27 protein-coding genes and 1 pseudogene are annotated in these 26,698 nt (G+C 64.7%); 12 read left to right on the top strand and 16 right to left on the bottom strand.

The annotated features are described in order from the left end of the window. Positions 1-115 precede the first annotated feature (115 nt). Positions 116-2,272 (top strand): acyl-CoA dehydrogenase, encoded by a 2,157-nt coding sequence (locus tag B4393_RS12115; RefSeq protein ID WP_078334336.1) that lies wholly within the window; start codon positions 116-118, stop codon positions 2,270-2,272. Here the strand turns inward: B4393_RS12115 and B4393_RS12110 are convergent. The 3 genes and pseudogenes from B4393_RS12110 to B4393_RS12100 form a co-directional block, all read right to left on the bottom strand. Next, positions 2,252-2,552, bottom strand: a pseudogene (locus B4393_RS12110) (hypothetical protein). The gene B4393_RS12115 and the pseudogene B4393_RS12110 overlap by 21 nt on opposite strands. A gap of 166 nt (positions 2,553-2,718) precedes the next feature. Next, a complete protein-coding gene (locus B4393_RS12105; protein WP_078334334.1) occupies positions 2,719-3,255 on the bottom strand; it encodes a hypothetical protein in 537 nt (178 codons plus the stop codon). 8 nt (positions 3,256-3,263) lie between these two features. Continuing rightward, positions 3,264-4,316 carry a ferredoxin--NADP reductase gene (locus B4393_RS12100; protein WP_078334333.1) on the bottom strand — a complete coding sequence of 351 codons (1,053 nt, stop codon included), beginning with the start codon at positions 4,314-4,316 and terminating at the stop codon, positions 3,264-3,266. Between the two features lie 264 nt (positions 4,317-4,580). Here B4393_RS12100 and hsaA point away from each other — a divergent pair, with 264 nt between their 5' ends. The 4 genes from hsaA (at position 4,581) to fmdA (ending at position 8,916) form a co-directional block, all read left to right on the top strand. Beyond that, positions 4,581-5,774, top strand: coding sequence for a 3-hydroxy-9,10-secoandrosta-1,3,5(10)-triene-9,17-dione monooxygenase oxygenase subunit (gene hsaA, locus B4393_RS12095; protein WP_078334332.1), 1,194 nt, complete (start codon positions 4,581-4,583; stop codon positions 5,772-5,774). Positions 5,775-5,788: 14 nt separating this feature from the next. Continuing rightward, a complete protein-coding gene (gene hsaC, locus B4393_RS12090; RefSeq protein WP_078281898.1) occupies positions 5,789-6,691 on the top strand; it encodes an iron-dependent extradiol dioxygenase HsaC in 903 nt (300 codons plus the stop codon). A gap of 14 nt (positions 6,692-6,705) precedes the next feature. Then, positions 6,706-7,278 carry a 3-hydroxy-9,10-secoandrosta-1,3,5(10)-triene-9,17-dione monooxygenase reductase subunit gene (gene hsaB / locus B4393_RS12085; protein WP_078334331.1) on the top strand — a complete coding sequence of 191 codons (573 nt, stop codon included), beginning with the start codon at positions 6,706-6,708 and terminating at the stop codon, positions 7,276-7,278. A 381-nt stretch (positions 7,279-7,659) separates the two neighbouring features. Then, positions 7,660-8,916, top strand: coding sequence for a formamidase (gene fmdA, locus B4393_RS12075; RefSeq protein WP_078334329.1), 1,257 nt, complete (start codon positions 7,660-7,662; stop codon positions 8,914-8,916). A 7-nt stretch (positions 8,917-8,923) separates the two neighbouring features. On the opposite strand, the gene B4393_RS12070 is transcribed toward fmdA, so the two are convergent. The 3 genes from B4393_RS12070 to B4393_RS12060 form a co-directional block, all read right to left on the bottom strand. After that, positions 8,924-10,036 carry an agmatine deiminase family protein gene (locus B4393_RS12070; protein ID WP_078334328.1) on the bottom strand — a complete coding sequence of 371 codons (1,113 nt, stop codon included), beginning with the start codon at positions 10,034-10,036 and terminating at the stop codon, positions 8,924-8,926. A gap of 144 nt (positions 10,037-10,180) precedes the next feature. After that, on the bottom strand, positions 10,181-10,441 hold the full coding sequence (locus tag B4393_RS12065) for a hypothetical protein (RefSeq protein WP_078281903.1): 261 nt from the start codon (positions 10,439-10,441) through the stop codon (positions 10,181-10,183). 65 nt (positions 10,442-10,506) lie between these two features. Then, a complete protein-coding gene (locus B4393_RS12060; RefSeq protein WP_078334327.1) occupies positions 10,507-11,781 on the bottom strand; it encodes a hypothetical protein in 1,275 nt (424 codons plus the stop codon). A 145-nt stretch (positions 11,782-11,926) separates the two neighbouring features. On the opposite strand from B4393_RS12060, the gene arr reads away from it, so the two are divergent. After that, the gene (arr, locus tag B4393_RS12055) at positions 11,927-12,352 is read left to right on the top strand and encodes an NAD(+)--rifampin ADP-ribosyltransferase (protein WP_078334326.1); all 426 of its coding nucleotides are present in this window, start codon (positions 11,927-11,929) and stop codon (positions 12,350-12,352) included. A gap of 17 nt (positions 12,353-12,369) precedes the next feature. Here the strand turns inward: arr and B4393_RS12050 are convergent, their stop codons facing one another. From B4393_RS12050 to B4393_RS12030, 5 genes are read right to left on the bottom strand one after another with little or no spacing between them, the layout of a single operon-like run. Then, positions 12,370-12,744, bottom strand: coding sequence for a DoxX family protein (locus tag B4393_RS12050; protein ID WP_078334325.1), 375 nt, complete (start codon positions 12,742-12,744; stop codon positions 12,370-12,372). Between the two features lie 21 nt (positions 12,745-12,765). Then, positions 12,766-13,719 carry an acyl-CoA dehydrogenase IpdE2 gene (gene ipdE2 / locus B4393_RS12045; protein ID WP_078334324.1) on the bottom strand — a complete coding sequence of 318 codons (954 nt, stop codon included), beginning with the start codon at positions 13,717-13,719 and terminating at the stop codon, positions 12,766-12,768. After that, complete coding sequence (locus B4393_RS12040; RefSeq protein WP_078334323.1) at positions 13,716-14,669, bottom strand: acyl-CoA dehydrogenase; 954 nt, start codon at positions 14,667-14,669, stop codon at positions 13,716-13,718. Before B4393_RS12040 ends, ipdE2 begins: the two co-directional genes overlap by 4 nt. Then, positions 14,666-15,862: an acyl-CoA dehydrogenase family protein gene (locus tag B4393_RS12035; RefSeq protein ID WP_078334322.1), complete on the bottom strand. Its 1,197-nt coding sequence runs from the start codon at positions 15,860-15,862 to the stop codon at positions 14,666-14,668. The genes B4393_RS12040 and B4393_RS12035 overlap by 4 nt, the downstream gene beginning before the upstream one ends. Continuing rightward, positions 15,862-17,490: a FadD3 family acyl-CoA ligase gene (locus tag B4393_RS12030; protein ID WP_078334321.1), complete on the bottom strand. Its 1,629-nt coding sequence runs from the start codon at positions 17,488-17,490 to the stop codon at positions 15,862-15,864. The genes B4393_RS12035 and B4393_RS12030 overlap by 1 nt, the downstream gene beginning before the upstream one ends. Before the next feature lie 109 nt (positions 17,491-17,599). Here B4393_RS12030 and ipdE1 point away from each other — a divergent pair, with 109 nt between their 5' ends. The 5 genes from ipdE1 to B4393_RS12005 all read left to right on the top strand — a co-directional run bounded on the left by ipdE1 (position 17,600) and on the right by B4393_RS12005 (position 21,861). Continuing rightward, positions 17,600-18,742 (top strand): acyl-CoA dehydrogenase IpdE1, encoded by a 1,143-nt coding sequence (gene ipdE1 / locus B4393_RS12025; RefSeq protein ID WP_078334468.1) that lies wholly within the window; start codon positions 17,600-17,602, stop codon positions 18,740-18,742. Positions 18,743-18,774: 32 nt separating this feature from the next. Continuing rightward, complete coding sequence (gene ipdF, locus B4393_RS12020) at positions 18,775-19,563, top strand: (5R,7aS)-5-hydroxy-7a-methyl-1-oxo-2,3,5,6,7,7a-hexahydro-1H-indene-carboxyl-CoA reductase (protein ID WP_109558661.1); 789 nt, start codon at positions 18,775-18,777, stop codon at positions 19,561-19,563. A gap of 59 nt (positions 19,564-19,622) precedes the next feature. Beyond that, positions 19,623-20,264 carry a TetR/AcrR family transcriptional regulator gene (locus tag B4393_RS12015; protein WP_165758525.1) on the top strand — a complete coding sequence of 214 codons (642 nt, stop codon included), beginning with the start codon at positions 19,623-19,625 and terminating at the stop codon, positions 20,262-20,264. An 18-nt stretch (positions 20,265-20,282) separates the two neighbouring features. Beyond that, positions 20,283-21,431 (top strand): acetyl-CoA C-acetyltransferase, encoded by a 1,149-nt coding sequence (locus tag B4393_RS12010; protein ID WP_078334318.1) that lies wholly within the window; start codon positions 20,283-20,285, stop codon positions 21,429-21,431. Between the two features lie 91 nt (positions 21,432-21,522). Then, positions 21,523-21,861 carry a hypothetical protein gene (locus B4393_RS12005; RefSeq protein WP_078334317.1) on the top strand — a complete coding sequence of 113 codons (339 nt, stop codon included), beginning with the start codon at positions 21,523-21,525 and terminating at the stop codon, positions 21,859-21,861. Here the strand turns inward: B4393_RS12005 and B4393_RS12000 are convergent. The 5 genes from B4393_RS12000 to B4393_RS11980 form a co-directional block, all read right to left on the bottom strand. Then, positions 21,858-22,196, bottom strand: a complete 339-nt coding sequence (locus tag B4393_RS12000) for a hypothetical protein (RefSeq protein ID WP_078334316.1) — start codon at positions 22,194-22,196, stop codon at positions 21,858-21,860. The genes B4393_RS12005 and B4393_RS12000 overlap by 4 nt on opposite strands. A gap of 86 nt (positions 22,197-22,282) precedes the next feature. Beyond that, on the bottom strand, positions 22,283-23,359 hold the full coding sequence (gene ipdC / locus B4393_RS11995; protein ID WP_078334315.1) for a (3aS,4S,5R,7aS)-5-hydroxy-7a-methyl-1-oxo-octahydro-1H-indene-4-carboxyl-CoA dehydrogenase: 1,077 nt from the start codon (positions 23,357-23,359) through the stop codon (positions 22,283-22,285). Beyond that, on the bottom strand, positions 23,356-24,105 hold the full coding sequence (locus B4393_RS11990) for a CoA-transferase subunit beta (protein ID WP_078334314.1): 750 nt from the start codon (positions 24,103-24,105) through the stop codon (positions 23,356-23,358). Before B4393_RS11990 ends, ipdC begins: the two co-directional genes overlap by 4 nt. After that, positions 24,102-24,983: a cholesterol ring-cleaving hydrolase subunit IpdA gene (gene ipdA, locus B4393_RS11985; protein ID WP_078334313.1), complete on the bottom strand. Its 882-nt coding sequence runs from the start codon at positions 24,981-24,983 to the stop codon at positions 24,102-24,104. Before ipdA ends, B4393_RS11990 begins: the two co-directional genes overlap by 4 nt. A 32-nt stretch (positions 24,984-25,015) precedes the next feature. Next, on the bottom strand, positions 25,016-25,786 hold the full coding sequence (locus B4393_RS11980) for an enoyl-CoA hydratase family protein (protein WP_078334312.1): 771 nt from the start codon (positions 25,784-25,786) through the stop codon (positions 25,016-25,018). Positions 25,787-25,884: 98 nt separating this feature from the next. Between B4393_RS11980 and B4393_RS11975 the strand changes: the two genes are divergently transcribed. After that, positions 25,885-26,697, top strand: coding sequence for an SDR family oxidoreductase (locus B4393_RS11975; RefSeq protein WP_078334467.1), 813 nt, complete (start codon positions 25,885-25,887; stop codon positions 26,695-26,697). Position 26,698 lies beyond the last annotated feature (1 nt).

Below are 26,698 nucleotides of genomic sequence, written 5' to 3'. Positions count from 1 at the left end.
GATGCCTGTCGTTCGAATCAGGTCTCCCTGGCTCGTCGGTAGCGCTCTGTACAGCCTGAATGCGTTCCTACTACACTGAACCCAATCACGATATTAGAACACGTTCTAGTCTGATTTGTGCCGAAAAACTAGCCGAGGAGAATCTGTGTCCGACGTCCAGGAAGCCGCGCGGGATGCGGTCCGTCAGTGGGCCAAGAGCGCGGCTGTCATCGAGTCGGTCCGGAAGCAGGAATCCGAGTCTGACGGGTGGGGTCCCGCCTACGCCGGGCTCGCTGAACTGGGCATTTTCGGTGTTGCGGTGCCGGAGGCCGCCGGCGGGTCGGGGGCCGGATTCGACGACATGATCGCCATGGTCGATGAGGCCGCGGCCGCGTTGGTGCCGGGACCCGTTGCCACCAGTGCGCTGGCTGCGGTGGTCCTCGCGACCGACGGACACGAGGAATTGGTCGGTGCGTTGGCGGCCGGGGAACGCACCGCGGGCCTGGCTCTCGCGGGGAACCTGGTCGTCTCCGACGGGCGGGCGTCGGGCGTGTTGCCAGCCGTGCTGGGCGGTACCGCCGATGGCGTGCTGTTGGCCCCGGGGTCCGACGGCTGGGTACTCGTCGACTGCGTCGGTACCGGTGTCGCGGTGGAAGCCAAGAAGGCGACCGACTTCTCGCGACCGTGGGCCGCGGCCACCTTGGAGGGTGCTGCGGTGCAGCCGGTGGGCCTGCCGACCGGCGTGGTCTCTGATCTGTCGGCCGTGACACTCTCGGCCGAGGCCGTGGGTGTGGCGCGGTGGGCGTTGCAGACGGCTGTCGAGTACGCCAAGGTGCGGGAGCAGTTCGGCAAGCAGATCGGCAGCTTCCAGGCCATCAAGCACATGTGCGCGGAAATGCTGTGCCGTGTCGAGCAGGCCGATGTGGCCGTCTGGGATGCCGCCGGGTGCGCACAGGACGTCCTCGCGAACAGCTCGGCCAACAGTGCTGATGCCCAGCAGCTTTCGCTTGCCGCAGCGGTTGCGGCGGCGGTGGCCGTCGACGCGGCGGTGGCCAACACGAAGGACTGCATCCAGATTCTCGGTGGTATCGGATTCACCTGGGAGCACGACGCGCATCTGTACCTACGCCGGGCGTACTCCCTGCAGTCCTTCCTGGGCAGGCCCGCGGTGTGGCGGCGTAAGGCCGCCGCGCTGACCATCGGTGGTACTCGCCGGTCGTTGACCATCGACCTCGGCGAGGTGGAGACCCAGCGTGCGCAGATCGCCGCGGCTGCCGCGGAAATCGCCTCGGCGCCAAGGGCCGAGCAGCAGGTTCGGCTGGCCGAGACGGGCTTTTTGGCGCCACACTGGCCCGCGCCGTACGGACTGGGCGCGGGCGCCGCGCAGCAGCTGCTCATCGATCAGGAGCTACACGCGGCCGGCGTCACGCGTCCCGATCTGGTCATCGGCTGGTGGGCGGCTCCGACCATTCTTGAGCACGGAACACCCGAGCAGATATCGCAATTCGTCGCACCCACCCTGCGTGGCGAGATCGAGTGGTGCCAGCTGTTCTCCGAGCCCGGCGCCGGTAGTGACCTTGCATCGTTGCGTACCAAGGCAACTCGGGTTGAGGGCGGCTGGAAGCTGGACGGGCAGAAGGTGTGGAACTCCAAGGCGCAGATCGCGGATTGGGCGATCTGCCTGGCCCGTACCAATCCTGACGTGCCCAAGCACAAGGGCATCACCTATTTCCTGTTGGACATGAAGACCCCCGGGATCACCGTGCGGCCGCTGCGTGAGATCACCGGTGAGGAGATGTTCAACGAGGTCTTTCTCGACGGGGTCATCGTTCCGGACGAGAACGTGGTCGGGTCGGTCGACGACGGATGGCGCCTGGCCCGCACCACGCTGGCCAACGAGCGGGTGGCGATGGCAGGTGGCGGCACCCTCGATGAGGCCATAGAATCGCTGCTGGCGCTTATTGGCGATGCCGAATTGGATGTGGCACAGCTGGATACGCTCGGGGTGTTCGTCTGCTCGGCGCAGGCCGGCGCGCTGCTGGATCTGCGCACCGCGCTGCGCGCCATCGGAGGGCAGGACCCGGGTGCGGCCTCGAGTGTGCGCAAGCTTGTCGGCGTGCGGCATCGCCAGGGGCTTTCTGAGCACATCCTCGACTACGTGGACTCTCACGGTGCGGTGGAGTCGCACGAGATGTGGTTGTTCATGCGGGATCGATGCTTGTCCATCGCGGGGGGCACCACGCAGATCTTGCTCAGCGTGGCGGGCGAGCGGCTACTCGGCTTGCCGCGCTAGCGTCCATCCATCTGGCTGTTCGGGTACGCATGCGGTGTTGAGTGCTGCGCGGCAATGCTCCCGGACCGTAGACGCCACGTCCGCGTCGACGGACGCGGTCAAGCTTGACGTCGGTGCGTAGTGCGTCCGAGACCGTCTTTGACGGGCGGCCATCCACGTCAAAACCGAGGTCCGCCAACATGGTGACCATCTCGGACACGGCAGTGAGTCCGTGCCGGTGGATGTGCAAGACAAGCAGATAGCGCAGCTCGGTGCGCAGCGAGCGAGTCCGGGCGGCCATGCGCGCACCATGCCAAAGGGCGCCAAAGGGCACTGACAATGACTCGAACGGCGCTTGGGCCACATACACCTGGTGCCCACCTCTATGCGACAACTTCCGCGCGGCCCGCCGCGGGCCACGAGTTGTCGCATAGAGGCGGGCAGTACGCATATGCGTACCGAAACGCCTAGCTGAATCGGGCCTGTGCGCAGGCATCGGGTGAAATCACGCTGCGGCCACCGATACTGGCCTCGACGTGGCTGCACACGATGTAGTCGGCGTCCAGCTTGGGCTGCCCGGTCGCCCAGTCGGTCGGTTGGGTGGTACCGGTGATGCGGAAGCGGTCGGTGTCACCGCCCCCGAAGTAGACGGTGGTGAGCAGCCAGGTACTACCGCCGTTGTGCTCCACCGTGTTCGGGTTGTCGGCCCACTGCACCCACAGGTAGTTCATCCGGTCGGAGGTGCGTAGCTCGGTGGTCTGTTTGGCCCACAGGTCACCGCCGAATCCCTCAATCCCATTGGGGGTGCGCAGATTGAAACTGGCGGTGTAGTAGCACTGCCGCTCGGCCCTGCGGCAGTCGGCGGTGGTGTGAACCTCCAGCTGGCGGCCGTCGTCGACGGGAGTGCTGACGTCGACCGTCTTGACCTCGGCGTTGGCGGGCACCGGGGTGATCAGGGTTGTGGCGGTCATCAGCAGTGCGGCGGCATATATGACGCGAGCCATGCGGTCTCTCACTCGTCGAAGGTTACGTTGACGTCGTCGGTCTCCGGAACCGCCTGGCACGCCAGGATGTACCCGTCGTCGATGTCATTCTGGGACAACGCGTCGTTGACCAGCATGCGGACCTTGCCGTTCTTGAGAATGCAGGCGCACGTCATGCAGTGGCCCTCGCGGCAGGAGAACGGCGCGTCCAGGCCCTTGGCGAGCAGCACGTCCAGCAGCACGGTGCTGCGCGGCCAACTGACCTCGTGAGTCTCACCGTCCAGTTCCACGGTGGCCGTGGCCGGTGGTTCGTCGTCGTCAGAGGGCTCGGCGAGAACGACCTCGGCGAACGGGTCGCTTTCGAGAGAGCGGAAAACCTCGACGTGCACGCGATCGTCGGACATGCCATTGCCCTTGAGCGCGGCCTGCGCGGCATCCATGAACGGCCCGGGACCGCAGATGAAGGCCTCATGACCGGCGAACGGCGCGGCCAGGGTGGCCAGGGACTGTAGCGACGGCAATCCCTGCACCGATTCGAGCCAATGGATGACAGTCAGCCGATCGGGGTGCTTGGCCGCCAGCTCGCGCAGCGCCGCCCCGAAGATCACCGACTGCTCATCGCGGTTGGCGTAGATCAGCACTACCTTGCCGCTGCCCTGCGAGAGTGCGGACTTGCAGATCGCCATCATCGGGGTGATACCGCTGCCGCCGGCCAGCAGCAGGAAATCGCGATCGAGCTCTCGCGGGACGAAAACCCCGGACGGCGCCAGGACGTGCATGTGCATACCGGCGTGGGCGTTATCGCAGATCCAGTTGGATCCGTAGCCGTCGGCGGTGCGCTTGATCGTGACGGTCAACCGGTCATCGATATGCGGGGAACTGGACAGCGAGTAGCAGCGCGCCACGGAACCAGTGCGATCGGACGGAATGCGCAATGTGAGGTATTGGCCGGGTGCGTACGCGAACTTGTCGGCCGCGTCCTCGGGAATCTCGAAGACCAGGGACCGGGAGTCGGCGGTCTCATCGATCACCTCGGCGATTCGAACCTCAAGGACGTGCTTCCCCAGCGGAACGTCCGTCACGTGATTCCTCCGTCAGTCGTCGTCGGCGAGTGGCCGAACTAGAACAGGTTACAGAATTGACCTTTGGCCCTACAACACCGTCGTCGCTTCGTTCCAGATGAGCCCGCCTTCCCGGGGTGGGCGAGGCGATGTCGACACAGATCGAAACGTGTTCTAGTCTCAGCAGTGAACACGTGCTGTCACCACGGGTGTGCAGCGAGTGTCGCGAACTACTAGCCCTAGTTTGTGCCGACTGATGCTAACTACAGCAGTGGAGGAAATGCAGTGACGACGACCGAACAGCGGGACGAAGTTCAGGCGGTTCTCGCAGGAATTGACGACCTGCTGCCGACCCTGCGCAAGCGTGCGCAGGAAACCGAGGACCTGCGGCGTCTGCCCGACGCCACGGTCGCCGAACTGCAGGAGATCGGCTTCTTCAAGCTGCTGCAGCCCTCGCAGTGGGGTGGATACGAAACCGCCCCCACCACCTTCTACGAGGCGGTGCGTCGTCTGGGTAGTGCCTGCGGCTCGACCGGTTGGGTCGCTTCGATCATCGGCGTGCACAACTGGCACCTGGCCCTGTTCGACCAGAGGGCGCAGGAGGAGGTCTGGGGTGAGGACACCAACGTGCGGGTGTCCTCCTCGTACGCTCCGATGGGAGCTGGTGTGGTGACCGAGGCCGGTGACGGCTATCTCGTCAACGGTTCGTGGAACTGGTCTTCGGGTTGTGACCACGCCACCTGGGCGTTCCTGGGTGGACCCGTGATCAAGGACGGCCGTCCGGTCGACTTCGGCAGCTTCCTGATCCCGCGCACCGAGTACCGCATCGATGACGTGTGGAATGTGGTCGGCCTGCGCGGCACCGGTAGCAACACGGTCGTGGTCAAGGACGTTTTCGTGCCGAAGCACCGGTTCCTGTCGTACAAGAAGATGAACGACCAGACCGCCGGCGGATACGAGACCAACACCGCTCCGGTCTACAAGATGCCTTGGGGCACAATGCACCCCACCACCATCACCGCGCCCATCATGGGCATGGCCTATGGTGCATACGACGCACACGTCGAGGCTCAGGGCAAGCGCGTGCGCGCTGCCTACGCCGGCGAGAAGGCCAAGGATGACCCGTTCACCAAGGTGCGCGTGGCCGAGGCCGCCAGTGACATCGACGCCGGGTGGCGCCAGCTGATCGGAAATGTGGGCGACGAGTTCGCACTCATCTCGGCGGGTCAGGAGGTTCCCTTCGAGCTGCGTGCTGCCGCGCGCCGCGACCAGGTGCGTGCCACCGGCCGGGCGATCGCGTCGATCGACCTGTTGTTCGAGAACTCCGGCGCCACCGCACTGTCCAACGACGCTCCGGTACAGCGTTTCTGGCGTGACGCGCACGCCGGTCGCGTGCACGCGGCCAATGACGCGGAGCGGGCTTACCAGATCTGGGGCAACCACGCGTTCGAGCTGCCCGCCACCGACACGATGGTTTAGGAGGGCGGTACCCCATGAGCATTATCAAGGCACTCGGATACATGCGGATCCAGGCCACCGACATGGCGGCATGGCGCGAGTTCGGGACCAAGGTGCTCGGCATGATGGAAGGCGCGGGAGATGATCCTTCCGCGCTGTATCTGCGGATGGATGATGTCGCAGCGCGTCTGGTGATTGTGCCGGGAGACAACGACCGGCTGTTGGCTTCCGGGTGGGAGGTCGCCGACGCGCCGGCGCTGCAGGCCGTGCGCGAACGCCTGGCCAAGGCGGGGGTCGAATTCACAGAGGGCACCAAGGAAGAGATTTCGGACCGCAAGGTCGAGGGTTTCATCCGGTTCAACGATCCGTCGGAGAATGTGCTGGAGGTTTTCCACGGTGCCCAATACCTGGGTCGCCGGTTCGTCAGCCCGTACGGCCACAAGTTCGTCACCGCCGAACAAGGGCTTGGGCATGTGGTGCTCACGTGTACCGATGACGCCGCGGCGCAGGCGTTCTATCAGGATGTCCTCGGCTTCCAGCTGCGAGACTCGATGAAGCTGCCACCACAGCTGGTGGGGCGTCCCGCCGACGGTGATCCGGTCTGGTTGCGGTTCTACGGATGCAACCCGCGTCACCACGCGTTGGCGTTCATGCCGATGCCCAATCCGACGGGAATCGTGCACCTGATGGTCGAGGTGGAAAACTCCGACGACGTCGGTCTCTGCCTGGACCGTGCGAACCGGAGGAAGGTCAAAATGTCGGCCAGCCTGGGTCGGCACATCAACGACAAGATGCTGTCCTTCTACATGAAGACCCCTGGAGGGTTCGACATGGAATTCGGTTGCGAAGGACTGGAAGTCGACGACGAGAGCTGGATCGCCCGGGAGAGCGTGGGAATCAGCCTGTGGGGTCACGACTTCAGCGTCGGGTTCAAGTAGAGGTTTGCGCGCAGATGTCTGAACCGGCTATCGACCCGCGGGCGTTTCGGAATGTGCTGGGGCAGTTCTGCACCGGCGTCACCATCATCACCACGACGCACGAGGACGCGCCGGTCGGGTTCGCCTGCCAGTCGTTCGCCGCGCTGTCGCTGGAACCGCCGCTGGTGCTGTTCTGCCCAACCAAGCAGTCCCGGTCCTGGGCGGCCATCGAGGCGTCGGGCAAGTTCTGTGTGAACGTGCTTGCCGAGGATCAGCGCGAAGTCTCGGCCCGGTTCGGTTCGCGCGAGCCCGACAAGTTCGCCGGAATCGATTGGCGTCCATCGGGTCTCGGATCGCCTATCATCACCGGATCGCTCGCGCACATCGACTGCGAGGTTGCCAACGTCCACGACGGCGGGGACCACTGGGTCGTGTTCGGATCCGTCAATGAACTCTCCGAGATTCCGGAGAAACCGACGGCCACCCGACCGCTGCTGTTCTACCGCGGGCAGTACACCGGTATCGAACCGGACAAGACCACGCCCGCCGATTGGCGCAACGACCTGGAGGCATTCCTCACCGCGACCACCGAGGACACCTGGTTGTAACCGGGCCTACCCCCGTTTCCCCTGCGGGCCTAGCCAATCCGGCGTAACGTCACAGATCCAGGTGCTACCTCGGTGAGGGCGGGTCATGGCGTTGTACGCGTATCGATGCGTGAGCTGTGGCGATACCGCGCGCGACTTTCCGATGGCGACCGCCCCTGATACCGTGCCCTGCCCCGGCTGCCCTGAACCGGCACGCCGGGTTTTTGGTATCGCCGGGATGAGCCGTGGCTCCTCGGCGCGTATGCGCCTGCTCGACGCCACCCATCGCAGTGCCAGCGAGCCATCCGTGGTTTCCGCGCTACCCAATGTGCGACGTTCGGCGCCGGTGACATCAAATCCGTTGCATCGCAAGTTACCCCGCCCCTGATCGGAAGGAATGCCATGCCCGAAGTGTTGTTCCCGCTGGATTCGAACAAGAAGTTCACCGAGCAACACATCGTCGGGCACAACAGGTGGCACCCTGACATTCCGCCGGCCGCGGTCGTGAAACCGGGCACCTCTTTCCGGGTGCACTGCCGCGAATGGTTCGACGGCGCGATCCACAATGACGACTCCGCCGACGATATCCGCGATGCCCCGCTGACCACGGTGCACGCGTTGTCGGGGCCCTTCTCGGTGGAAGGGGCGCAGCCCGGAGACCTGCTGATCGTGGACATTCTCGATGTGGGCCCCATCCCGCAGGAAGACTCCGGTCCGCTGGCAGGTCAGGGATGGGGCTACACGGGCATCTTCCCGACCGTGAACGGCGGCGGGTTCCTCACCGAGCAGTTCCCGGACGCGTACAAGGCAATCTGGGACTTCTCGGGGCAGACCGCGACGTCCCGGCATGTCCCCGGGGTCAGTTTTACCGGGATCGTGCACCCCGGTTTGATGGGCACGGCGCCGTCCGCGGAATTGCTGGCAAGATGGAATGCGCGTGAGGGCGCGCTGATCGCCACTGACCCCAACCGCGTTCCTGCACTGGCACTTCCACCGGAGCCCAAAGACGCGGTACTGGGTGCCCTCAGTGGAGAATCCTTCGAGACAGCAGCGGCCGTGGCGGCCCGGACCGCGCCGCCACGGGAGAACGGTGGCAATCAAGACATCAAGAACCTGACCAAGGGCAGCAGGGTGTTTTACCCCGTGTTCGTGCCGGGAGGAAAGCTGTCCGTCGGCGACCTGCACTTCTCCCAGGGGGACGGAGAGATCACCTTCTGCGGGGCCATCGAGATGGGTGGCTTCATCGATCTGCATGTCGATGTGCTCAAGGGCGGCATGGATACCTATGGGGTTTCCGAGAACGCGATCTTCATGCCGGGTAATACCGATCCGCAATACTCACAATGGTTGGCGTTCTCGGGGACGTCCGTCACCCTCGATGACGAACAGCGTTACCTGGATTCGCATTTGGCGTACCAGCGGGCCTGTCTGCACGCCATCGATTACCTCACCAAGTTTGGCTACAGCCCGGAGCAGGCGTATCTGCTGTTGGGTGCTGCGCCCATCGAGGGCAGGTTGTCCGGGGTCGTCGATATCCCGAATTCCTGTGCCACTGTTTACATTCCGACGGCAATATTCGACTTCCCGGTGACACCCTCGGCCAGCGGCCCGGTGCGGATCGACGCGGGCCCGGGTGCGCCCCGCTCCGTCGCGCGCTGAGTCGGTGCTATCGGGGCTCTTGCTGCGTGGCGCAGTGGATGCCGCCGCCGCCCGCGGCGATACCGTCGATATCGAGCTGAACCACCCTGCGGTTCGGGAAGACTCGTTCCAGGGTGGACTTGGCCGCCTCGTCGGCGCCGGGGTCTCCGAATTCGGGCGCGATGACGCCGCCGTTGCAGACATAAAAGTTGATGTAACCGGCCGCGAAATCCTCTGAGTCGAAGTCATCGCGCCCTTGCCGGGGTGCTTCGAGCACTTCCACGTGCAGAGGGCGTCCGGCCACGTCCGTCGCCTTGTCGAGGATGTCGAGGTGACGGCGTGTCACGTGGTAGTCAAACGAATCGGGGTCATTGTCGAGCCCGGCTACGACTACCCCCGGCCCGGCGAACCGCGCGTAGAAATCGGTATGCCCGTCGGTGATGTCCATGCCCGCGATGCCGGGCAGCCAGATGATCTTCTGCAGGCCCAGTAGGCGCCGCAACTCGGCTTCCACATCGCTCTTGGATCGACCCTGGTTGCGGTTGCTGTTGAGAACACAGCTTTCGGTGATGATTGCGGTGCCCCGGCCATCGACTTCGATACCGCCGCCTTCCAGGACAAGATTGGTGTGCAGCACGGGAACTCCCGCACGCTTGGCCACCTCGACCGCGACCTTGGCATCCGACTCGTGTTCTTGTTTGTCGCCCCAGCCGTTGAAGTTGAAATCAACAGCTGCTCTGCCGCTTTCGTTGCGGACGAAGACGGATCCGCTGTCGCGTACCCACAGGTCCTCCAGTGGGGCCGGAACCAACTCCACATTGGGCCCGGCCAATTGGCGTGCCAGCTCGGTCTCATCAGGTCGCACCAACATCGACACTGGTTCGAATTGCGCGATGGCCTGGGCGATGGTGCCGAGATTCTGTTGCACCTTGCGGTTCAGCCGTCGTCCCCAGATCTCTGGGCTGGCGCCGAAGGCCATCCAGGTTCGCAGATGTGGCTCGCCTTCATCAGGCATGTGCCAGGGTCTGCTGTCGTGCACCACGTCGGTATCGTCGCCCTCAACTGGTACGTCGGTGCACGCGGCTAGCAAGATTCCGCCTGCGGTTGCCGCACCGAGCTGAAGCAGCCTTCTCCGACGCATGGACCGATTGTGCCGGGTTGGGGGTCCACGCGCGGCGATCAATCCGTCCGGGTAGGGCTCAGCAATCTAGCGAGCGGCGTTGCCGGCAATCTTGGCGCCACGTGAAGTCCATGGACGTGCAGTGACTCAGCCGACCCTTCTCGGCTAACCCACCACGCTGAACACGAGCAACACGAGTGACCCCAGGTTTGCGATGACCAGCGCTAGGCCCCATCGGGTTGGTTGTGCGGCTTCGGCTTTCGCTGCCCGTAGAGCCACGCAAAGTCCCATGATTCCCGTCATGAACACCCCGACGAGCCCAAGGAGAAAGAAACCGAATCCCTGGTTGAATTGTTGGCAGGCGGGAATGCCCGGATGGCCAGAGCACTGGCTCACACCGGCTTCGGCCAGCATCGCCTCGAACATGTGGCGAACCTAGCAAACCAATGTGAAGAACTTGTGAAAGTCGCTGTGCCCGTCTGTGAACGCGATTAGCGTCCGTACCAGCGCCGGGCGTGTTCGGCGTGCGTCGGCAGATAGGCGCCGGGACCGAAGTGCGTGTCGTAGAAGCCCAGGTCGATGTTCTGGGCCTGCAGGTACATCAGGACATGGACGGTGGGGACGGTACCGGGAATCTTGCCAAACGTGTCATAGATGTATGAGGCCTCCACGGTGACGATTTCCCGGATCGCCTCGGCGGGTAACGCGGCCGAGCGCACCTTGCGAGAATCGGCCCAGGCCCCGGGGGTGTCAGGGTGGAAGGGGCCGCCCGGGCCGTACTTGCGCTCGATGTACTTATCCACGCCGGCCGCGATCGTCGGCACGTGCGGCGGGCTGAGGGTCTCGAAGAATCCGGGCAGACCGGTGGCATTAGGAAAAGGCCACCGGTGGTCGTTGTCCGATCGGAACCCGATACCCGGAGCGCGCGGATCACCCGATCCGCCGAGCACCGACAGTCGGTCGAGTCCGTCGAACATCCAGCCGCCCAGACCGAGCGCTTGTAGTAGCAGCACCCCGTTGTGTGTGGCGGTGGCCAGCTCGGCACTTGCCTCGGTGAGCGTGTATTGCTCGACGAAGGACAGCGGAATCGGATCGTCGTAATGGCGCAGGCTGTCGAATTTTTCGGTGCCCGGAATGCTCTGGTTGTTGATGTCGTCGTAGACGAGGTAGCCATTGGCGGCGAAGAACGACAGGTTCGCGATCAGATGTTCGGCCAGATCGGCCACCGGAAAGGCCAGCAGGCTGCCTGGGTGGTTGCCAATCCAGATGTTGTGGCCCTCCATGTACGGCTCTTCGCGTGGCAACTCCAGACGTTTGTCCGAGATTCGCACGTACGAGTCGGCGGTGTGGCTTATCCACTCCTCGATGGTCGTGAACTCTTGTGGAGTTTCATCGCGGGTGGGCAGCAGGTAGATCCCGGTGTCGTCGGTGAAAAACAGCTGGCTGGTATGGAAGCCGGCGGCGGAGGGAAAGGTGCGGCCGGTGGCGCTGCCGGAGTAGTTCGGGAATGCGGGGGCATATCCGGGGTGATGAGTGATGCCGTAGTGCCACCCGGTGACGCCACCGACTACCGAAAGGATCAGTGCCCGTTCGACTTCCGATATCGGCGTGACCGGTTGGCCGCTGGTGTATGCCAGTGGGCCGTCGGGTATGCGACCGCCAGCGGGGAAACGTCGCGAGCGGCGACCGGTGATCGCGGCCAGCAGCGGGAACTGGGTGACCTGCGCCAGGGCTTCGCGTTCTCGGTCGGATATCTGTAGCGGCATGAGTCAACCCGACCACCGCGCGGATTTCGGGTCAACCTTTTGGCTTCTCCCCTTTCAAAATATGACACGAAGGGGGGCTTGCGGCAAGGCCCCCAACGTGGCGCACAATCCTGCGACCACGAATTGTCGACTGATGGGACCTGGGATGACGATGCCGGACTTTTTCGAGGCGCACGAGTCGGGCGCCTACTTCCACGGCACCAAGGCCGACCTGGAAGTGGGTGATCTATTGACGCCCGGGCATCTCTCGAACTACGAAGAGGGCCGCATCATGAACCACGTTTACGTGACGAAGACATTGGTGGGCGCGGGGCTGGCAGCCATCATGGCCAAAGGTGAGGGCAGGGGTCATGTCTACATCGTGGAACCGGAGGGCACCCTGGAAGACGACCCGAATGTGACGGACAAAAAATTCCCGGGAAACCCAACCCACTCGTACCGCAGCCGGGAACCCGTGCGCATCGTTGGCGAGGTCATGGACTGGGTAGGACCCCCACCGGAATTCATGGAGACCTTCCGTGCGGGGTTGGCGGATCTGCGGCGCGAGGGAAACGCCGTCATCTATGACTAGACGCGACGAGGACGCCGCTACGACGTACGGCGGACTTTCAGCGCCTCGGTGATCATCGGGATCTGCAGGGGCAGCCGGGCGATGGCGCCGAGCTTCAGTGGCAACGGCTTGTCCCACCACAGCCGCACCATGTTGACGTTGGCGGGAAACACGGCGATGAACAACAGAGCAGCAATCGTCCCGCCGAGCCTGCGTGTCTTGGGGGCCAGCAGCAGCGCGCCGGTTCCGAGTTCGGCAACACCCGAGGCATAGGTATAGAACCGCGCGTTCCCGGGTAGTTCGGCGGGAACGATGTCGTCAAACGGCTTCGGCGCGACGAAATGCACGACGCCGACGCCGAGCAGGACGGCAGCAAGCCGGTAGGCGGGCCAGGGACTGGCTTTGGTCTCCATGCCCGGAGTCTAGGCCGGGGATCACAGTCCCGCGGCGATCTCCAGACTTGGCAGCAGCTGACGCGGTGTGCCCAGCAATAGTGCGCTGCCATGTGCGCGCTTGAAGTACAGGTGCGCGTCGTGCTCCCAGGTGATCGCGATACCGCCGTGCAGTTGGATGGAATCCCCGGATACTGTCGAAAGTGCCTCGCTGGCCTTGATTCTCGCCACGGTCGCGGCCTCGGGAGTTGGATCCTGGATAGCGTGGTAGACGGCGGCGCGCGCGGATTCGACCAGCACGTACAGGTCGGCCATCCGGTGCTTGAGGGCCTGGAAGCTGCCGATGGCGCGTCCGAATTGCACTCGCGTCTTGGTGTACTCGACGGTGAGCTCGAGTGCTCGTGCGGCGGCGCCCACCTGCTCGGCGGCCAGCAGTAACGCGGCTTTGTCGAGCAGGCCCGGGGCGGCGCCGATCGGCTTGCTTTCGGTCACCGCGAGGGCGGCGAGTCGACGGGTGGGATCCATGGTGGACAACGGGGTGGCGGACACGGTCTCCGCCTGACGCACCTCGTCATCCTCCAGAGTCAGCACCACATCGGCGATATCTCCGTTGACGACATATCCGGGATCGAAGGCCACCGTGCCGATCGATTCCCCGGCGGCCAGCGATTCCAGCAGCTCACCGGTGTACCCGGTGCCGAGAAGAGCGAGTTCTGCCCACAGTGTGCCCATCAGCGGGCTGGGAACAAGCCCTCGGCCGAGCTCCTCGACCACGACGGCCGCGTCCGCGAGTTCGCCTCCGGCACCGCCCAATTCTTCCGGAACCAAGAGCGCCGCGGCCCCGACCTGCTCGCACAGAACCGTCCACAGGTTTTCGTCGTACCCCTGATCGGACTCCATCGCGGCGCGGACCGCGCTCGAGTCAGCCCGCTTGGTGACCAAGGAGCGGACGGTGTCACGCAGCATCTGCCGTTCGGCGTTAACGGAAGGGCTCACAGTGCCTCCAATACCCGGTTCCGATGCCATTCCGGCGTACCCCATGCCGACGTCAGGGCTCGTACCTTGAGGATCCATAGGGAAAGGTCGTATTCGGCGGTGAACCCGATGGCGCCGTGGGTCTGTAGGGAGGAGCGTGCGGCCTGATAGGCGGCCTTGCCCGCGGCGACCTTCGCGGCGCTCACATCGCGTGCCGCAGTGGGGGAATCGTCCGCTAGAGAAAGTGCGGCGCCGTACACCAGCGGGCGCGCCAGCTCCAGCGCGATGTGCACATCGGCCAGCTTGTGCTTGACGGCCTGGTAGGAGCCGATCGGTCGGCCGAACTGGGAGCGCTGCTTGGCGTACTCCACCGCACGGTCCAACAGCGCCTGTCCGGCGCCGATCAGCTGCGCCGAAATGGCAAGTACGCCAAAGTCGATAGCGCGACTGGTGTCCAGAGAGGCGCCGCCGCCGGCCGGTGTCACATCGAACACCCGGCGAGTGGCGTCGATCGACTCGTGCTGCGCACCGGCCCGGGCCTCACGGAACCCGATATCGTCGGCGATGAGCACCAGCCCGGCGATGTCCGCGTCGAGAGCCCGCGGGGTGTGGGGAGGTGCGGCGACCGTGGCGATGAGTTCACCGGAGGCGAGCTGGGCGCTGCGTTCGTCCTCCGCGAGCAGCACCGGGGCCACCGCGAGAGACTCGACGACGGGTCCAGGCACAGCCCACTTGCCCAAACCCTCCAGTGCGACAACCAGATCCACCGGGTGAGCGCCGATGCCGTCATATTTCTCGGAGACCGCAAGGGCCGTCACGCCCAGCTCGGCGAGCGTCGACCAGACGGCCAGGCCGGATTCGTGACTGCCGGCGGCCCAGGCGCGAGCCGCCGCGGGAACGTCCGCCGTCGACAGGGCGGCGTCGATACTGGCGGCGAAGTCTCGCTGCTGAGTGTCCAGATCAAACTTCACTTGGCACCTCCCGTACGAGCGCTTACGCTGCTTTCTCTGGGTAGGCCCAGGATGCGCTCGGCGATGATATTGCGCTGAATCTCGTTGGTGCCCGCGTATATCGGGCCACCGAGTGAGAACAGATAACCGGAGGTCCAGTCGGCGTCTGGGGGTCCGGTCAGCTCACCGTCGGCGCCGCGCAGGTCGATCGCCGTCTCGTGCAGGGCGACGTCCAGCTCGGACCAGAACACCTTGGTGATCGAGGATTCAGCACCGAGCTCACCGCCGCCGGATAACCGGGTCACGGTACCGAAGGTGTGGAGTCGGTAGGCCTGCGCTGCTATCCAGGCGTCGGCGACGCGCTCGGATGCAAACCCGTTCTCCGACACAGATTTCCACAGCTCCACCAAGCGGTCGGCGGTGGCAAGGAAACGGCCGGGGCTGCGCAGCGACATGCCACGCTCATTGCTCGAGGTGCTCATGGCGACGCGCCAACCGTCATCCACCGCGCCGATGACGTCCTCGTCGGGCACGAACACATCGTCCAGGAAGATCTCGGCGAAGCCAGGGTCGCCGTCGAGCTGTGGGATGGGGCGGACCGTGACCCCCTCGGCCTTGAGATCGAACATGAAGTACGTCAGCCCATCATGACGACTGGGGCGCTGTCCGGATGTCGCCGGCTCCGCGGCTCCAGAGCGGAACAGCCCGAATGCCCTGTCCGCAAACGGCGCTCGCGAACTCCAGATCTTCTGCCCGGACAGGCGCCAGCCCCCGTCCACCTTGCGGGCGGGGGAGCGCAGCGACGCCAGGTCGCTACCGGACTCCGGCTCCGACCATGCCTGCGCCCAGATCTCGTCGCCGTTGGCCATCTTCGGCAGAATGCGATCCAGCTGGTCCTTGCTGCCGTGCGCGAACAGTGTCGGCCCCAGCAGGAACATGCCGTTCTGGCTGATGCGCGCCGGGGCGCCTGCCTTGAAGTACTCCTCTTCGAAGATCACCCACTGCAGCAGGGTGACATCGCGGCCGCCATATTCCTTAGGCCAGGACACCGCGGAGAATCCCGCGTCATACAGGGTGCGCTCCCATTGGCGGTGTGCCACCGCGCCTTCCGGTGAGTCATAGGAGGGCAGCGGCGGATTCGGGACGTTGGCCGCCAGGAATTCGCGCACCTCGACCCGGAAGGCTTCGGTCTCATCGTCAAGAAGTAGGTCCACTAGCTGCTCTCCTTCTGTGCCCTCTGCTCTTCGCGCAACTGCTTATCGCGATGCATGGCCCGCAGGGTGGGTTTGACCACCTTGCCGCCCAAGTTGCGGGGAAGTCCGTCGAGGAACTCGACAAACCGCGGCTTCTTGAAATTCGCCACATGCTTTGCGCTGTAATCGATTACCGCCTGCGCATCGAGGCTGGCGCCATCGCGCAGCACCAAATACGCCTTGCCGACCTCGCCGAGGCGCTCGTCGGGCACCCCGATCACGGCGGCGTCGGCCACCCCGTCGAGGCGCATCAGTACCTGCTCGATCTCGGCGGGGTACACGTTGAACCCGCCGCAGATGTACATGTCCTTGAGCCGGTCGGTGATGGTCAGATTGCCGCGTTCATCGAGCTTGCCGATGTCACCGGTGTGTAGCCAGCCGTCGGTATCGATGGTCTCGGCGGTGGCCTGGGGATCGTCGAGGTAGCCCTTCATCACGTTGGCGCTGCGCAGCAGCACTTCGCCTTCGTCGCCGGGTTTTTCGGCACCGTCGATGCGCAGCTCGTAGCCGATCATGGGGCGCCCACAGGTGGTCGCGACAGTGACGGCGTCGTCATCGGAGCGACAGATTGTGGCGAAGCCCTGGGTTTCGGTGAGGCCGTAGGCGGTGAGCACCAGGTCGAAGTCCAGCTCGGATTGCATGCGTTCGATCAGCACCACCGGCACCACGGCCGCGCCCGTCACCGAATATCGCAGTGAGGTCAGGTCGTAGTTCTTGCGCGCGGGGTGATCGAGCAGCATCTGGAAGATGGTGGGCGCGCCGGGTAGCACGGTGATCTTGTGTTCCTGCACCGCGGCCATCGCCCTTTCGGGGTCGAAGGTCAGCTGTGGCATGAGCGCGGCGCCGGTCTGCAGGCAGGCCAGAATGCCGGCCTTGTATCCGAAGTTGTGGAAGAACGGGTTGACACAGAGGTACCTGTCGTTCTCGGTGAACTCGCCGTAGGTGGCCCAGGCCAGAGAGGCGGCCAGCGGCTGGCGGTGCATGCACAGCACACCCTTGCTGCGTCCGGTGGTGCCGGAGGTGAAGAGGATGTCGCTGATGTCTTCCGAACCCACGACGGCCTTGCGCGCGTCGATGTCTTCGTCGCTGACGTCGTCTCCGTGCGCGACGAACGCGTCCCAGGTGGAGTCGTCGCCGGCCTCCACCGCCACCCTTACGATGTGCCGCAGATCGGGCAGGGACGACGTATCGAGCTGTGCGATGCGGTCCGAGCCGAGGAACACCCCGACCGACACCAGGACCCGAGCCTCGCTGCGCTGCAGGATGTCTGTCGCTTCGTCAACCGTGTAGCGGGTGTTCATCGGGACGACGGCGGCTCCGGCGTACTGCGCGCCAAGGCAGGCGATGGGCCAATGCCACGAGTTGGGAGACCAGATGGCCACCCGATCTCCGTGCGTGATGTCGAGTGCGATCAATGCCGCGGCGAAGCGCCGGGCGCGGGTGCGAAGTTCGGCAAAAGACAGCCAGGAACCGTCGGATGAACCGCTTGCGTGAAGACCATCAGGCCCGGCATAGAGGGCATCGCGCTCGCCGAAACGGGCGGCTGCCTGGTCCAATGCGGCCGGAATGGTGAGTTCGGGTGTCTGCATCGACTGTCCGTCCACTCTCCTCTAACAAAGCAAGTGCTTGGTAGGTTAGCCTACTGGAGTGGTTGAGTCGCAAGTATCACCGGCGCCGGCCGGACAACCTATGTCGGAGATGTCCGACGACCAGGTGCGCGCCGAGATCCGGGAATGGCTGGCCGAGAACCTTGTCGGTGAGTTCGCCGAGCTGAAGGGCCTTGGTGGCCCCGGCAGTGAGCACGAGGCCTTCGAAGAGCGTCTCGCCTGGAACCGTCATCTGGCCGCCGCGGGCTGGACCTGCCTGGGCTGGCCCGTCGAGCACGGTGGCCGTGGGGCCACGGTGAGCCAGCGAGTCATCTTCTACGAGGAGTACGCGCGGGCGGAGGCGCCCCACAAGGTCAACCACCTGGGCGAGGAACTGCTGGGGCCGACGCTCATCGCCTATGGCACCCCGCAACAGCAACAGCGCTTTCTGCCCACCATCCGCGACGTCACGGAACTGTGGTGCCAGGGCTATTCGGAACCCGGGGCCGGGTCCGATCTTGCCAACGTGTCGACCTCCGCGGTGCTTGACGGTGACGAATGGGTGATCAACGGGCAGAAGGTGTGGACCTCCCTGGCCCTGCAGTCCCAGTGGTGCTTTGTTGTCGCACGGACCGAACCCGGATCCTCGCGCCACAAGGGTCTTTCGTATCTGCTTGTGCCCCTTGATCAGCCGGGTGTCGAGATTCGGCCGATCATCCAGCTGACCTGTACCTCGGAGTTCAACGAGGTGTTCTTCGACAACGCGCGTACCTCCGCCGATCTGGTGGTCGGCGAGCCCGGCGACGGCTGGCGGGTCGCCATGGGCACCCTCACCTTCGAACGCGGTGTGTCGACCCTCGGCAACCAGATCACTTATGCCCGTGAGCTTTCCCGACTGTCCGAGCTGGCCAAATCCAACGGGTCGGCGGACGATCCGGCCATCCGGGAGCGCCTCGCGCAGGCCTATGTGGGCCTGCGGACCATGCGTGCGTACGCACTGGCCACCATGGACGAGGAACGGCCCGGTCAGGACAATGTGTCAAAGCTGTTGTGGGCCAACTGGCATCGTGACCTGGGTGAGCTAGCGATGGAGATCATCGGAAAGTCGACCCTGTTGACCGATGGCGGCGAGATGGACGAGTGGCAGCGGCTGTTCCTGTTCTCGCGCGCCGACACCATCTACGGCGGCTCCAATGAGATTCAACGCAACATCATCTCCGAGCGGGTGCTCGGACTACCGAGAGAGGTGCGATGAGCGCTCCGCGCGAAGAGCATGCAACACAGCTAGTGAGCTTGTCGCAGGCCCCGAAAGAGATTGACGGACACGGTCTCCTGAAGGGTAAGGCGGTCGTCGTGACTGCGGCCGCCGGGACCGGGATCGGCTCGTCGACCGCACGTCGTGCGCTGGCCGAGGGCGCCGACGTTGTCGTCTCGGATTATCACGAGCGTCGTCTCACCGAGACGCGGGACGAGCTCGCCGCGCTCGGGCTGGGCAAGGTTGCCGCGGTGGTGTGCGATGTCACTTCCACCGAGGCCGTGGATGCGCTGATCACGGAATCTGTTGCTGCCCTGGGCCGTATCGACGTGCTGGTGAACAATGCCGGTCTCGGCGGCGAGACCCCGGTCGCGGATATGACCGACGATCAGTGGGACCGGGTGCTCGATGTGACCCTGACCTCCACGTTCCGCGCAACCCGCGCCGCCCTGCGCTACTTCCGCGAAGCCGGCCACGGCGGCGTCATCGTCAACAACGCGAGTGTGTTGGGTTGGCGCGCGCAATACGGGCAGTCGCACTACGCCGCAGCCAAGGCCGGTGTCATGGCGCTGACCCGGTGCAGTGCCATCGAGGCCGTCGAGCACGGGGTGCGTATCAACGCCGTTGCCCCGAGCATCGCCCGGCACAAGTTCCTCGACAAGGTGACCTCATCGGACCTGCTGGACAAGTTGTCCTCCGACGAGGCCTTCGGTCGCGCCGCCGAGCCGTGGGAGGTCGCGGCGACCATCGCCTTCTTGGCCAGTGACTATTCGAGCTACCTGACCGGTGAGGTCATCTCGGTGTCCAGCCAGCGGGCGTGACATCGGATACGCGTTCGACCAAACAAGCGCTTGGTTGATACAGTGGGGAGGTGGACAAGGTGACCGAGGTGCGAGAGTCGGACGCTCTTCGCGCAAGTAGCGCATCGCAGCCGTCCCGGCGCGACGAGCTACTGAGCCTTGCCGCCGAAATGTTCGCCGAGCGTGGTCTGCGTGCGACCACCGTGCGCGATATCGCCGACGCCGCCGGGATCCTGTCGGGCAGCCTCTATCACCACTTCGATTCCAAAGAGGCGATCGTCGACGAACTGCTGCGGGACTTTCTTGAGGGACTGTTCGCACGCTATCGCGAGATTGCGGCCGCCAACCTGAATCCGGTTGACACGCTCAAGGGCCTGTTCCTGGCATCGTTCGATGCGATTGAAACCAAACATGCGCAGGTCGCCATCTACCAGGCGGAGGCGCCCCGGCTGCTGTCGCAAGAGCGGTTCTCCTACCTTAATGAGCTCAATACCGAGCAACGCCAGCTGTGGCTGGAAGTGCTGCGCGACGGCATCGATCAGGGCTACTTCCGCCCTGATCTCGACGTGGCTGTGGTGTACCGGTTCATCCGCGACGCCACCTGGGTATCGGTGCGCTGGTTCCGCCCCGGTGGTTCACGCACCGCGCAGGAAGTCGCCGAACAGTACCTCTCGATCGTCCTCGGCGGGATCACCGTCGGGCATTCGTCTGAGAACATCTGAAAAATAAGGAGATTCACCATGTCTGAGGCGTACATCATCGACGCTGTGCGTACCGCTGTCGGCAAGCGCAACGGCTCGCTGTCCAAGGTGCATCCGCTGGATCTGGGTGCGGCCACCTTCAAGGGGCTCTTCGATCGCGTCGACGTCGATCCCGACGCCATCGACGACGTGTACATGGGTGTGTTGGACGCCATCGGCGGACAGGCCGGCAATGCCGGACGGTTGGCGTGGTTGGCCGGCGGGTACCCCGAAGAGGTGCCGGGTTGCACCGTCGACCGTCAGTGTGGATCGAGCCAGCAGGCTATTTCCTTTGCCGCGCAGGCTGTTATGTCCGGAACCGCGGACCTGGTGGTGGCCGGTGGTTTCCAGAACATGAGCCAGATTCCGATCTCGGCGGCGATGCTCGTCGGCAAGGAATATGGGTTCACCTCGCCCACAGCAGAATCCGAGGGCTGGCTGCACCGCTATGGCGATCAGGAAATCTCTCAGTTCAGAGGCGCCGAAATGATCGCCGAGAAGTGGGACATCAGCCGTGAGGAGATGGAGCTTTTCGCGCTCTCCAGCCACGAGAAGGCATTCGCCGCAATCCGCAACGGGCACTTCGACAACGAGATCATCCCTGTGGGCGACTTCCGCGTCGACGAGGGCCCCCGCGAATCCACCCTGGAGAAGTTGGCAAGCCTGAAGCCTCTGGTCGAGGGCGGGCGCCTCACCGCGGCGCTCGCCAGCCAGATCTCCGATGGCGGTAGCGCCACGTTGGTGGCCTCCGAGGGCGCGGTGAAGGCGCACGGCCTCACGCCGCGTGCACGCGTCCACCACATCAGCGCCCGGGGCGACGACCCGGTGTTCATGCTGACGGGACCGATCCCGGCCACCCGGTACGCGCTGGAGAAGACCGGTCTGACCATGGACGATATCGATGTCGTGGAGATCAACGAGGCCTTCGCCCCCGTCGTGCTGGCCTGGGCCAAGGAGCTGGACGTCGACCTGAAGAAGGTCAACCCGAATGGCGGGGCCATGGCTTTGGGGCACCCGTTGGGTGCCACCGGCGCCAAGCTGTTCGCCACCATGCTCAACGAGCTGGAGCGCACCGGCGGCCGCTACGGCCTGCAGACGATGTGCGAGGGCGGCGGCACCGCCAACGTCACCATCATCGAACGCCTCTGAGTTCATCGCGAATCTGAGTTCATCGCGAATGTTGACCCTTCCGCTGTCTTTCCACGGAGGGGCCAACATTCGCGGGCGTAGCCTGAGGGGTATGCGCGCAGGAATCCTGATCGGCACGGCAGCGGCGGCGTTGGGCGTTATGGCGAGCGGTGCCCCGGCATATGCCGAACCGTGCCCTCCGGAGATTTGTTATGTCCCGGGAATCCCCGGGGTACCCAGCGGCGTGCTCAATATGCTGCCGCAGTCGATGGGTGATCTGCCGCCACAGCTTTCGCAATACCCGGGCGGCTGGGGAGACCAGTCCTGGGGCGGTTGGAACCAGCGGGACAGCATCGATATCTACAACACTCCGGCACCCGACGCGCCGGTCCCGGCATCGGGCGGCATTGTGCCGCAGCCGGATCTGCCGGCTCCGTTACCGGGAGACTAGCTCTGCGCCCAGGTCCCGTAGGGCACATCGGGATCGGTGCCGAGCGGAGTGTCCGGATTGGCCCCACCGATATCGTTCGCGTGGTCCGGCACGTAGGGGTTGGTTCCGTACGGTACGTCGGGATCCGCTCCGCCGACGCCCTGGTCTTGGCGCAGCACATGGCGACGGCCGCGGTCGGTGGGTAGCTCCATAGAGCCCTGTGCAGGGGTGTGAATACCGTGATTCGGGCTGGACGGCTGGTCCGGATCTGCCGCGGCGAGGGGAGAGAAGACGACCGCGGCCGCGGCAGCACAACAACAGGCAGCGGTCGGCAAAGTGAACATTCGGTGAATCACATTTCCAGGATTCTCCCGGAGTCTGTGAATCACCTGGAGTTTTACTTCAGGCTGAGTGGGAATGTGGTGCGTTTCCTGCTCGGTGGCTACATGATCGCGGCGTTGGCGCTCTTGAGGTGCTGGACCGCTTCCGTCACGATCGCGTCCACCAACTCCTGACAGCTCGGCAGGTCATCCAGAATGCCCGCCACCTGCCCGGAGGCGAGCACGCCGGCATTCGTGTTGCCCTCAACCAGGCCTGCCTTCAGCAGCATCGGGGTGTTGGCGGCCATGAGCACCTGCGACCAGGTGAGCTCCTTGCCGTGCCGCATCGCCAGACCGTCTTTGACCATCGACACCCACGACATGCCCGTCATCTTCTTGAACTTGGCGGCGTTGCGTACCGCGGCGGTGAAGCCGCGTACCCGCGAACCGCTCTCCAGCTTCTCGACGAGCTCGGTGCGCAGCACCCGGTGCGGCATACCGTCGACGCGGGTGGACACCACGGTGCCGCCGAGATCGGAGGCCAGGTAGCGCTGCTTGACGGCATCCGGAACAGTGCTGTCGGAGGTCAGCAGGAATCGGGTGCCCATCGCGACACCGGCGGCCCCGTAGGACAACGCGGCAGCCAGGCCACGTCCGTCGAAAAAGCCACCGGCGGCGATGACCGGCATCCCGGTGTCCTTCACGGCGTCGAGCACCGAGGGCAGCAGCAGGGTGGTGGCGACCGGACCGGTGTGGCCACCGCCCTCACCGCCCTGCACGATCACTGCGTCGGCGCCCCAGGCCGCGACCTTCTTGGCATGTTTGGCCGCTCCGATGGACGGAACCACCACCACGCCATTGTCTTTCAGTTTGGCAATCAGATCCTGCTTGGGTGCTAGCGCGAACGAGGCCACCTTGACCCTCTCGCGGATCAGCAGATCGATGCGCTCGGTGGCGTCGCCGGCGTCGGCGCGGATGTTCACACCGAAAGGTTTGTCGGTCAGCGACTTCGTCTTCGCGACGGCGGCGATCAACTCGTCGAGCGTCATGGTCGCCGAGGCCAGGATGCCCAGGCCGCCGGCGTTGGAGGTCGCGGCGACCAGCCGTGGGCCGGCCACCCACCCCATCCCGGTCTGCACGACGGGATGGTCGATACCGACAAGTTCGGTCAGTGCTGTCCTGAGGACCGGTGCGCTCATTGCTTGACTTCCTTGTCCCGGAACGACTTCGGATCGATCACCTCACGAATGATCCGAAGCTCTTCGCCGGTCGGCGTTCGGGTCTCACCGGCGTCGGCCAGCCCATGTACCTCGAAGCCGGTGTTGGACGCGACGTCCTCGGCCGAGACGCCGGGGTGCAGTGATAGGGCCTGCATCTCGTGGTTGGGGCCGTTGAAGTCGAACACGCCGAGGTTCGAGATCACCCGGAACACGTTGAGGTACTTGAACGCCGGGTTCGCCGGGTCGACCTTGTCGTAGCCGACGCCCGAGATGACGTCGACCGAATTGCCGAACACTCGCGCCGAATGGTTGCCCACCCAGTACGAGGTGGCGTGGTTGATGGTGTTGCCGGGAGCACCGCGCACACCGAACATCTGCCGGGTGGGGTGCTGCAGCGGCCCGAACGCTGAGAGGTTCTGATTGCCGTAGCGGTCAATCTGATTGGCGCCCATGACGACATGTCGGCGACCCGAGGCCACCACGTCGAACACCTTGCGGAACGGCATCCAGCCCTCGATCGGCGAGATTCCACCGATGGCCGGTGTTTCTGCCATCAGCACGGCCTCGCCGTCCGAGAGCACCAGGTCGGGGGAGAAGGTGAGGCGCGCCAGCCGGGCACCCACGGTGGACATCGTCGACATCGCAGAGGCCATGATCTCGCCTGCGTCCCTGAACAACTCGGCGCATGCGACAGCGCATACCTCCGCGCGGGTTGCCTCGCTCATGCCTGCGCCTCCTTGAAACGCTTGACGGCTGCCTGGTAATCCTCTTCGGAACCAGACAGATAGGTGTCGACAAACTTCTGCCAGGACTCGGGGTCACCGGCGGCCTCGGCGTAGTGCCGCTGGAATTTCTCGTCGCGGCCGTAGTCGGCGGCGCCGATGGTGAAGTGCGCGCCACCCGGGGCCTCGACCACCTTGTCGACCATCATGCGGTTCAGCAGAAGCGACTGCAGGGGAACGGATTTTACCAACTCTTCGGTGGATACCACCTTCTCCACCGACAGGTAGCGACGTTCGGCGGCCATGCAGTACAAGTCGTCGAAGTACGGGTCGACGCCGGTGTACGCGGCATTGCCGGTGGCGTCACCCAGGTTCAGATGCACGAAAGCGGCATCCAGGTTCAGCGCGGGCATCGCGACCAGGGTTTCCGCTTGCCCCGATGAGTCGGCGTACGGAGAGGTGACCGTCTTGAGCTCGTCGCCCCAGAAGTTCATGACGTCGGATCCCAGCCCGGCCCGGATGGGCAGGAATGGCAGCCGGGCGGCGGCGGCTTCCAAGCCGCACTTGACCATGCCCTCGTCCATCTCGCGGGACTCGATGGCGCCGGTCGTGCGCGCCTTGGCGAACCACGGGTCGTAGAAGGGCGGCGAGTCCAGGGAGACGAAGCCGTAGTAGGCCCTCTTCACCTTGCCCGCGGAACACAGCAGACCCAAGTCCGGCCCGCCATAGGTGACGACCGTCAGATCCTTGACGTCCGAGCGCAGAATCGCGCGCACGAACGCCATCGGCTTGCGGCGGGAGCCCCAGCCGCCGAGACCGATGGTCATCCCGCTGCGTAGTTCGGCGACGACCTCGTCGAGTGAAGATCGTTTGTCGCTCATATTTTCTCCTCTTCGCGCAAGCGGCTCATCGGCTACTTCCCCTTCGGCTTTCCGGTCTCGACGAACGCGTCACGGTGTTCGTCGGCGACACCGGCAAGATTGAGTTCGAACGTGAAGCCCTGCTCCATGCGGTAGCTCGACTCGACGTCTTGCGGGTCGATGAAGTTGATGGCCTCCTTGGCGGCCCGGATGACCCGGGTGTCCTTGGCGGCGATGTCACGGGCGACGCGCAGCGCGGCCTCGTCCAGCTCTTCGCGCGGCACTACTTCATGGATCGATCCATAGTGGTGCAACGTCTTTGCGTCGATCTTGGCTGCCGTGTAGAACATCCTGCGCATCACATGCTGGGGGACCAGCCGCTGCAGGTGGGTGGCGGTGCCGAGGGCGCCGCGGTCCACCTCGGGCACGCTGAACACGGCGTCATCGGAGGCGACGATCACATCGGCGTTGCCCACCAAGCCAATTCCTCCGCCGAGGCAAAAACCGTTGACGGCGGCGATGACGGGCACCTTGCAGCGGTACACCGCACTGAAGGCCTCGAAGCAGCCCCGGTTGGTGTCGATCAGCGCGGTGTAGCCCTTCCCCTCAGCTTGGGTGGCCTGCATCTCCTTGATGTCGGCGCCGGCGTTGAACCCACGGCCCTCGGCCCGCAGGATCACGACGTGCGTGGCCGGGTCGTTGCCCGCGGCCAGGATGGCGTCGGCCAACTCAAACCATCCGCGCGACGGGATGGCGTTGACCTTCGGATAGTCGACGGTGACGGTGACGATGCCCGGTTCAACCGTCGCGGTGGTGATGCCCATGAGACTCCTCAAGGTACCGAAACAAGCACTTGCTTGGTACGCTACCATGGCTCGAAAGTGCAGGACAAACGGTGCAGAATCAGGGGAAGGGTGGCCAGGTGAGCGATGAGCTTCGGCGAAGAGCATCGAATGGCGCCACGTATGACCTCGGCCTGGAGGGCCGCGTCGTCCTGGTGACCGGAGGGGTCCGTGGTGTCGGCGCCGGGATCAGCCAGGTCTTCGCCGACCAGGGCGCCACGGTGGTGACCTGTGCGCGCCGCCCTGGTGAGACCCCCTACGAATTCCACTCCTGCGATGTCCGCGACGAAGAGTCGGTGGACGCGCTCATCAACACCATCGTCTCCACGCACGGTCGCCTGGACGTCGTCGTGAACAACGCCGGGGGAGCACCCTTTGCCCTGGCTGCCGACGCGAGCCACAACTTCCACCGCAAGATCATCGAGTTGAACCTGCTGTCCGCCCTGCTCGTTTCTCAGCGCGCCAACGCGGTGATGCAGAGGCAGGACGACGGCGGCGCGATCGTCAACATCACCAGCGTGAGCGCGAGCCGCCCGTCTCCGGGTACCGCCGCTTACGGTGCGGCCAAGGCAGGGCTGGAGAGCTTGACCCGGAGCCTGGCCGTCGAGTGGGCACCCAAGGTGCGGGTGAACGCGCTCGCTGCCGGGATGATCCGCACGGAGCTGTCGGAGCTGCACTATGGCAACGAAGACGGGATCGCGGCGGTGGGTGCCACCGTGCCGTTGGGGCGGCTGGCCGATCCCGATGAGATCGGTTGGACGGCAGCATTTCTCGCTTCACCACTGTCTTCGTATGTGACCGGTTCGGTCCTCACGGTGCACGGCGGAGGGGAACGTCCCGCGTTCCTCGACGCCGCCAATGTCAACAGCAATGAGAACGGCGAAAAGGAATAGA

The sequence above is a fragment of the Mycobacteroides franklinii genome, assembly GCF_002013895.1.
Lineage (GTDB): Bacteria > Actinomycetota > Actinomycetes > Mycobacteriales > Mycobacteriaceae > Mycobacterium > Mycobacterium franklinii.
The sequence above is the reverse complement of the archived record's forward strand: the minus strand, read 5'-3'. Positions and strand labels throughout refer to the sequence as shown.

What these genes read in the sequence shown, in the direction of transcription:
- B4393_RS12010 (WP_078334318.1), top strand. Translation starts at nt 20,283, where the DNA reads ATGTCTGAGGCGTACATCATCGACGCTGTGCGTACCGCTGTCGGCAAG.
- ipdA (WP_078334313.1), bottom strand. Translation starts at nt 24,983, where the DNA reads ATGAGCGACAAACGATCTTCACTCGACGAGGTCGTCGCCGAACTACGC.
- B4393_RS12060 (WP_078334327.1), bottom strand. Translation starts at nt 11,781, where the DNA reads ATGCCGCTACAGATATCCGACCGAGAACGCGAAGCCCTGGCGCAGGTC.
- arr (WP_078334326.1), top strand. Translation starts at nt 11,927, where the DNA reads ATGACGATGCCGGACTTTTTCGAGGCGCACGAGTCGGGCGCCTACTTC.
- B4393_RS12070 (WP_078334328.1), bottom strand. Translation starts at nt 10,036, where the DNA reads ATGCGTCGGAGAAGGCTGCTTCAGCTCGGTGCGGCAACCGCAGGCGGA.
- B4393_RS11990 (WP_078334314.1), bottom strand. Translation starts at nt 24,105, where the DNA reads ATGAGCGAGGCAACCCGCGCGGAGGTATGCGCTGTCGCATGCGCCGAG.
- B4393_RS12065 (WP_078281903.1), bottom strand. Translation starts at nt 10,441, where the DNA reads ATGTTCGAGGCGATGCTGGCCGAAGCCGGTGTGAGCCAGTGCTCTGGC.
- fmdA (WP_078334329.1), top strand. Translation starts at nt 7,660, where the DNA reads ATGCCCGAAGTGTTGTTCCCGCTGGATTCGAACAAGAAGTTCACCGAG.
- B4393_RS12005 (WP_078334317.1), top strand. Translation starts at nt 21,523, where the DNA reads ATGCGCGCAGGAATCCTGATCGGCACGGCAGCGGCGGCGTTGGGCGTT.
- hsaB (WP_078334331.1), top strand. Translation starts at nt 6,706, where the DNA reads ATGTCTGAACCGGCTATCGACCCGCGGGCGTTTCGGAATGTGCTGGGG.
- B4393_RS12050 (WP_078334325.1), bottom strand. Translation starts at nt 12,744, where the DNA reads ATGGAGACCAAAGCCAGTCCCTGGCCCGCCTACCGGCTTGCTGCCGTC.
- B4393_RS12105 (WP_078334334.1), bottom strand. Translation starts at nt 3,255, where the DNA reads ATGGCTCGCGTCATATATGCCGCCGCACTGCTGATGACCGCCACAACC.
- ipdC (WP_078334315.1), bottom strand. Translation starts at nt 23,359, where the DNA reads ATGAGCGCACCGGTCCTCAGGACAGCACTGACCGAACTTGTCGGTATC.
- B4393_RS12030 (WP_078334321.1), bottom strand. Translation starts at nt 17,490, where the DNA reads ATGCAGACACCCGAACTCACCATTCCGGCCGCATTGGACCAGGCAGCC.
- ipdE1 (WP_078334468.1), top strand. Translation starts at nt 17,600, where the DNA reads ATGTCCGACGACCAGGTGCGCGCCGAGATCCGGGAATGGCTGGCCGAG.
- B4393_RS11980 (WP_078334312.1), bottom strand. Translation starts at nt 25,786, where the DNA reads ATGGGCATCACCACCGCGACGGTTGAACCGGGCATCGTCACCGTCACC.
- hsaC (WP_078281898.1), top strand. Translation starts at nt 5,789, where the DNA reads ATGAGCATTATCAAGGCACTCGGATACATGCGGATCCAGGCCACCGAC.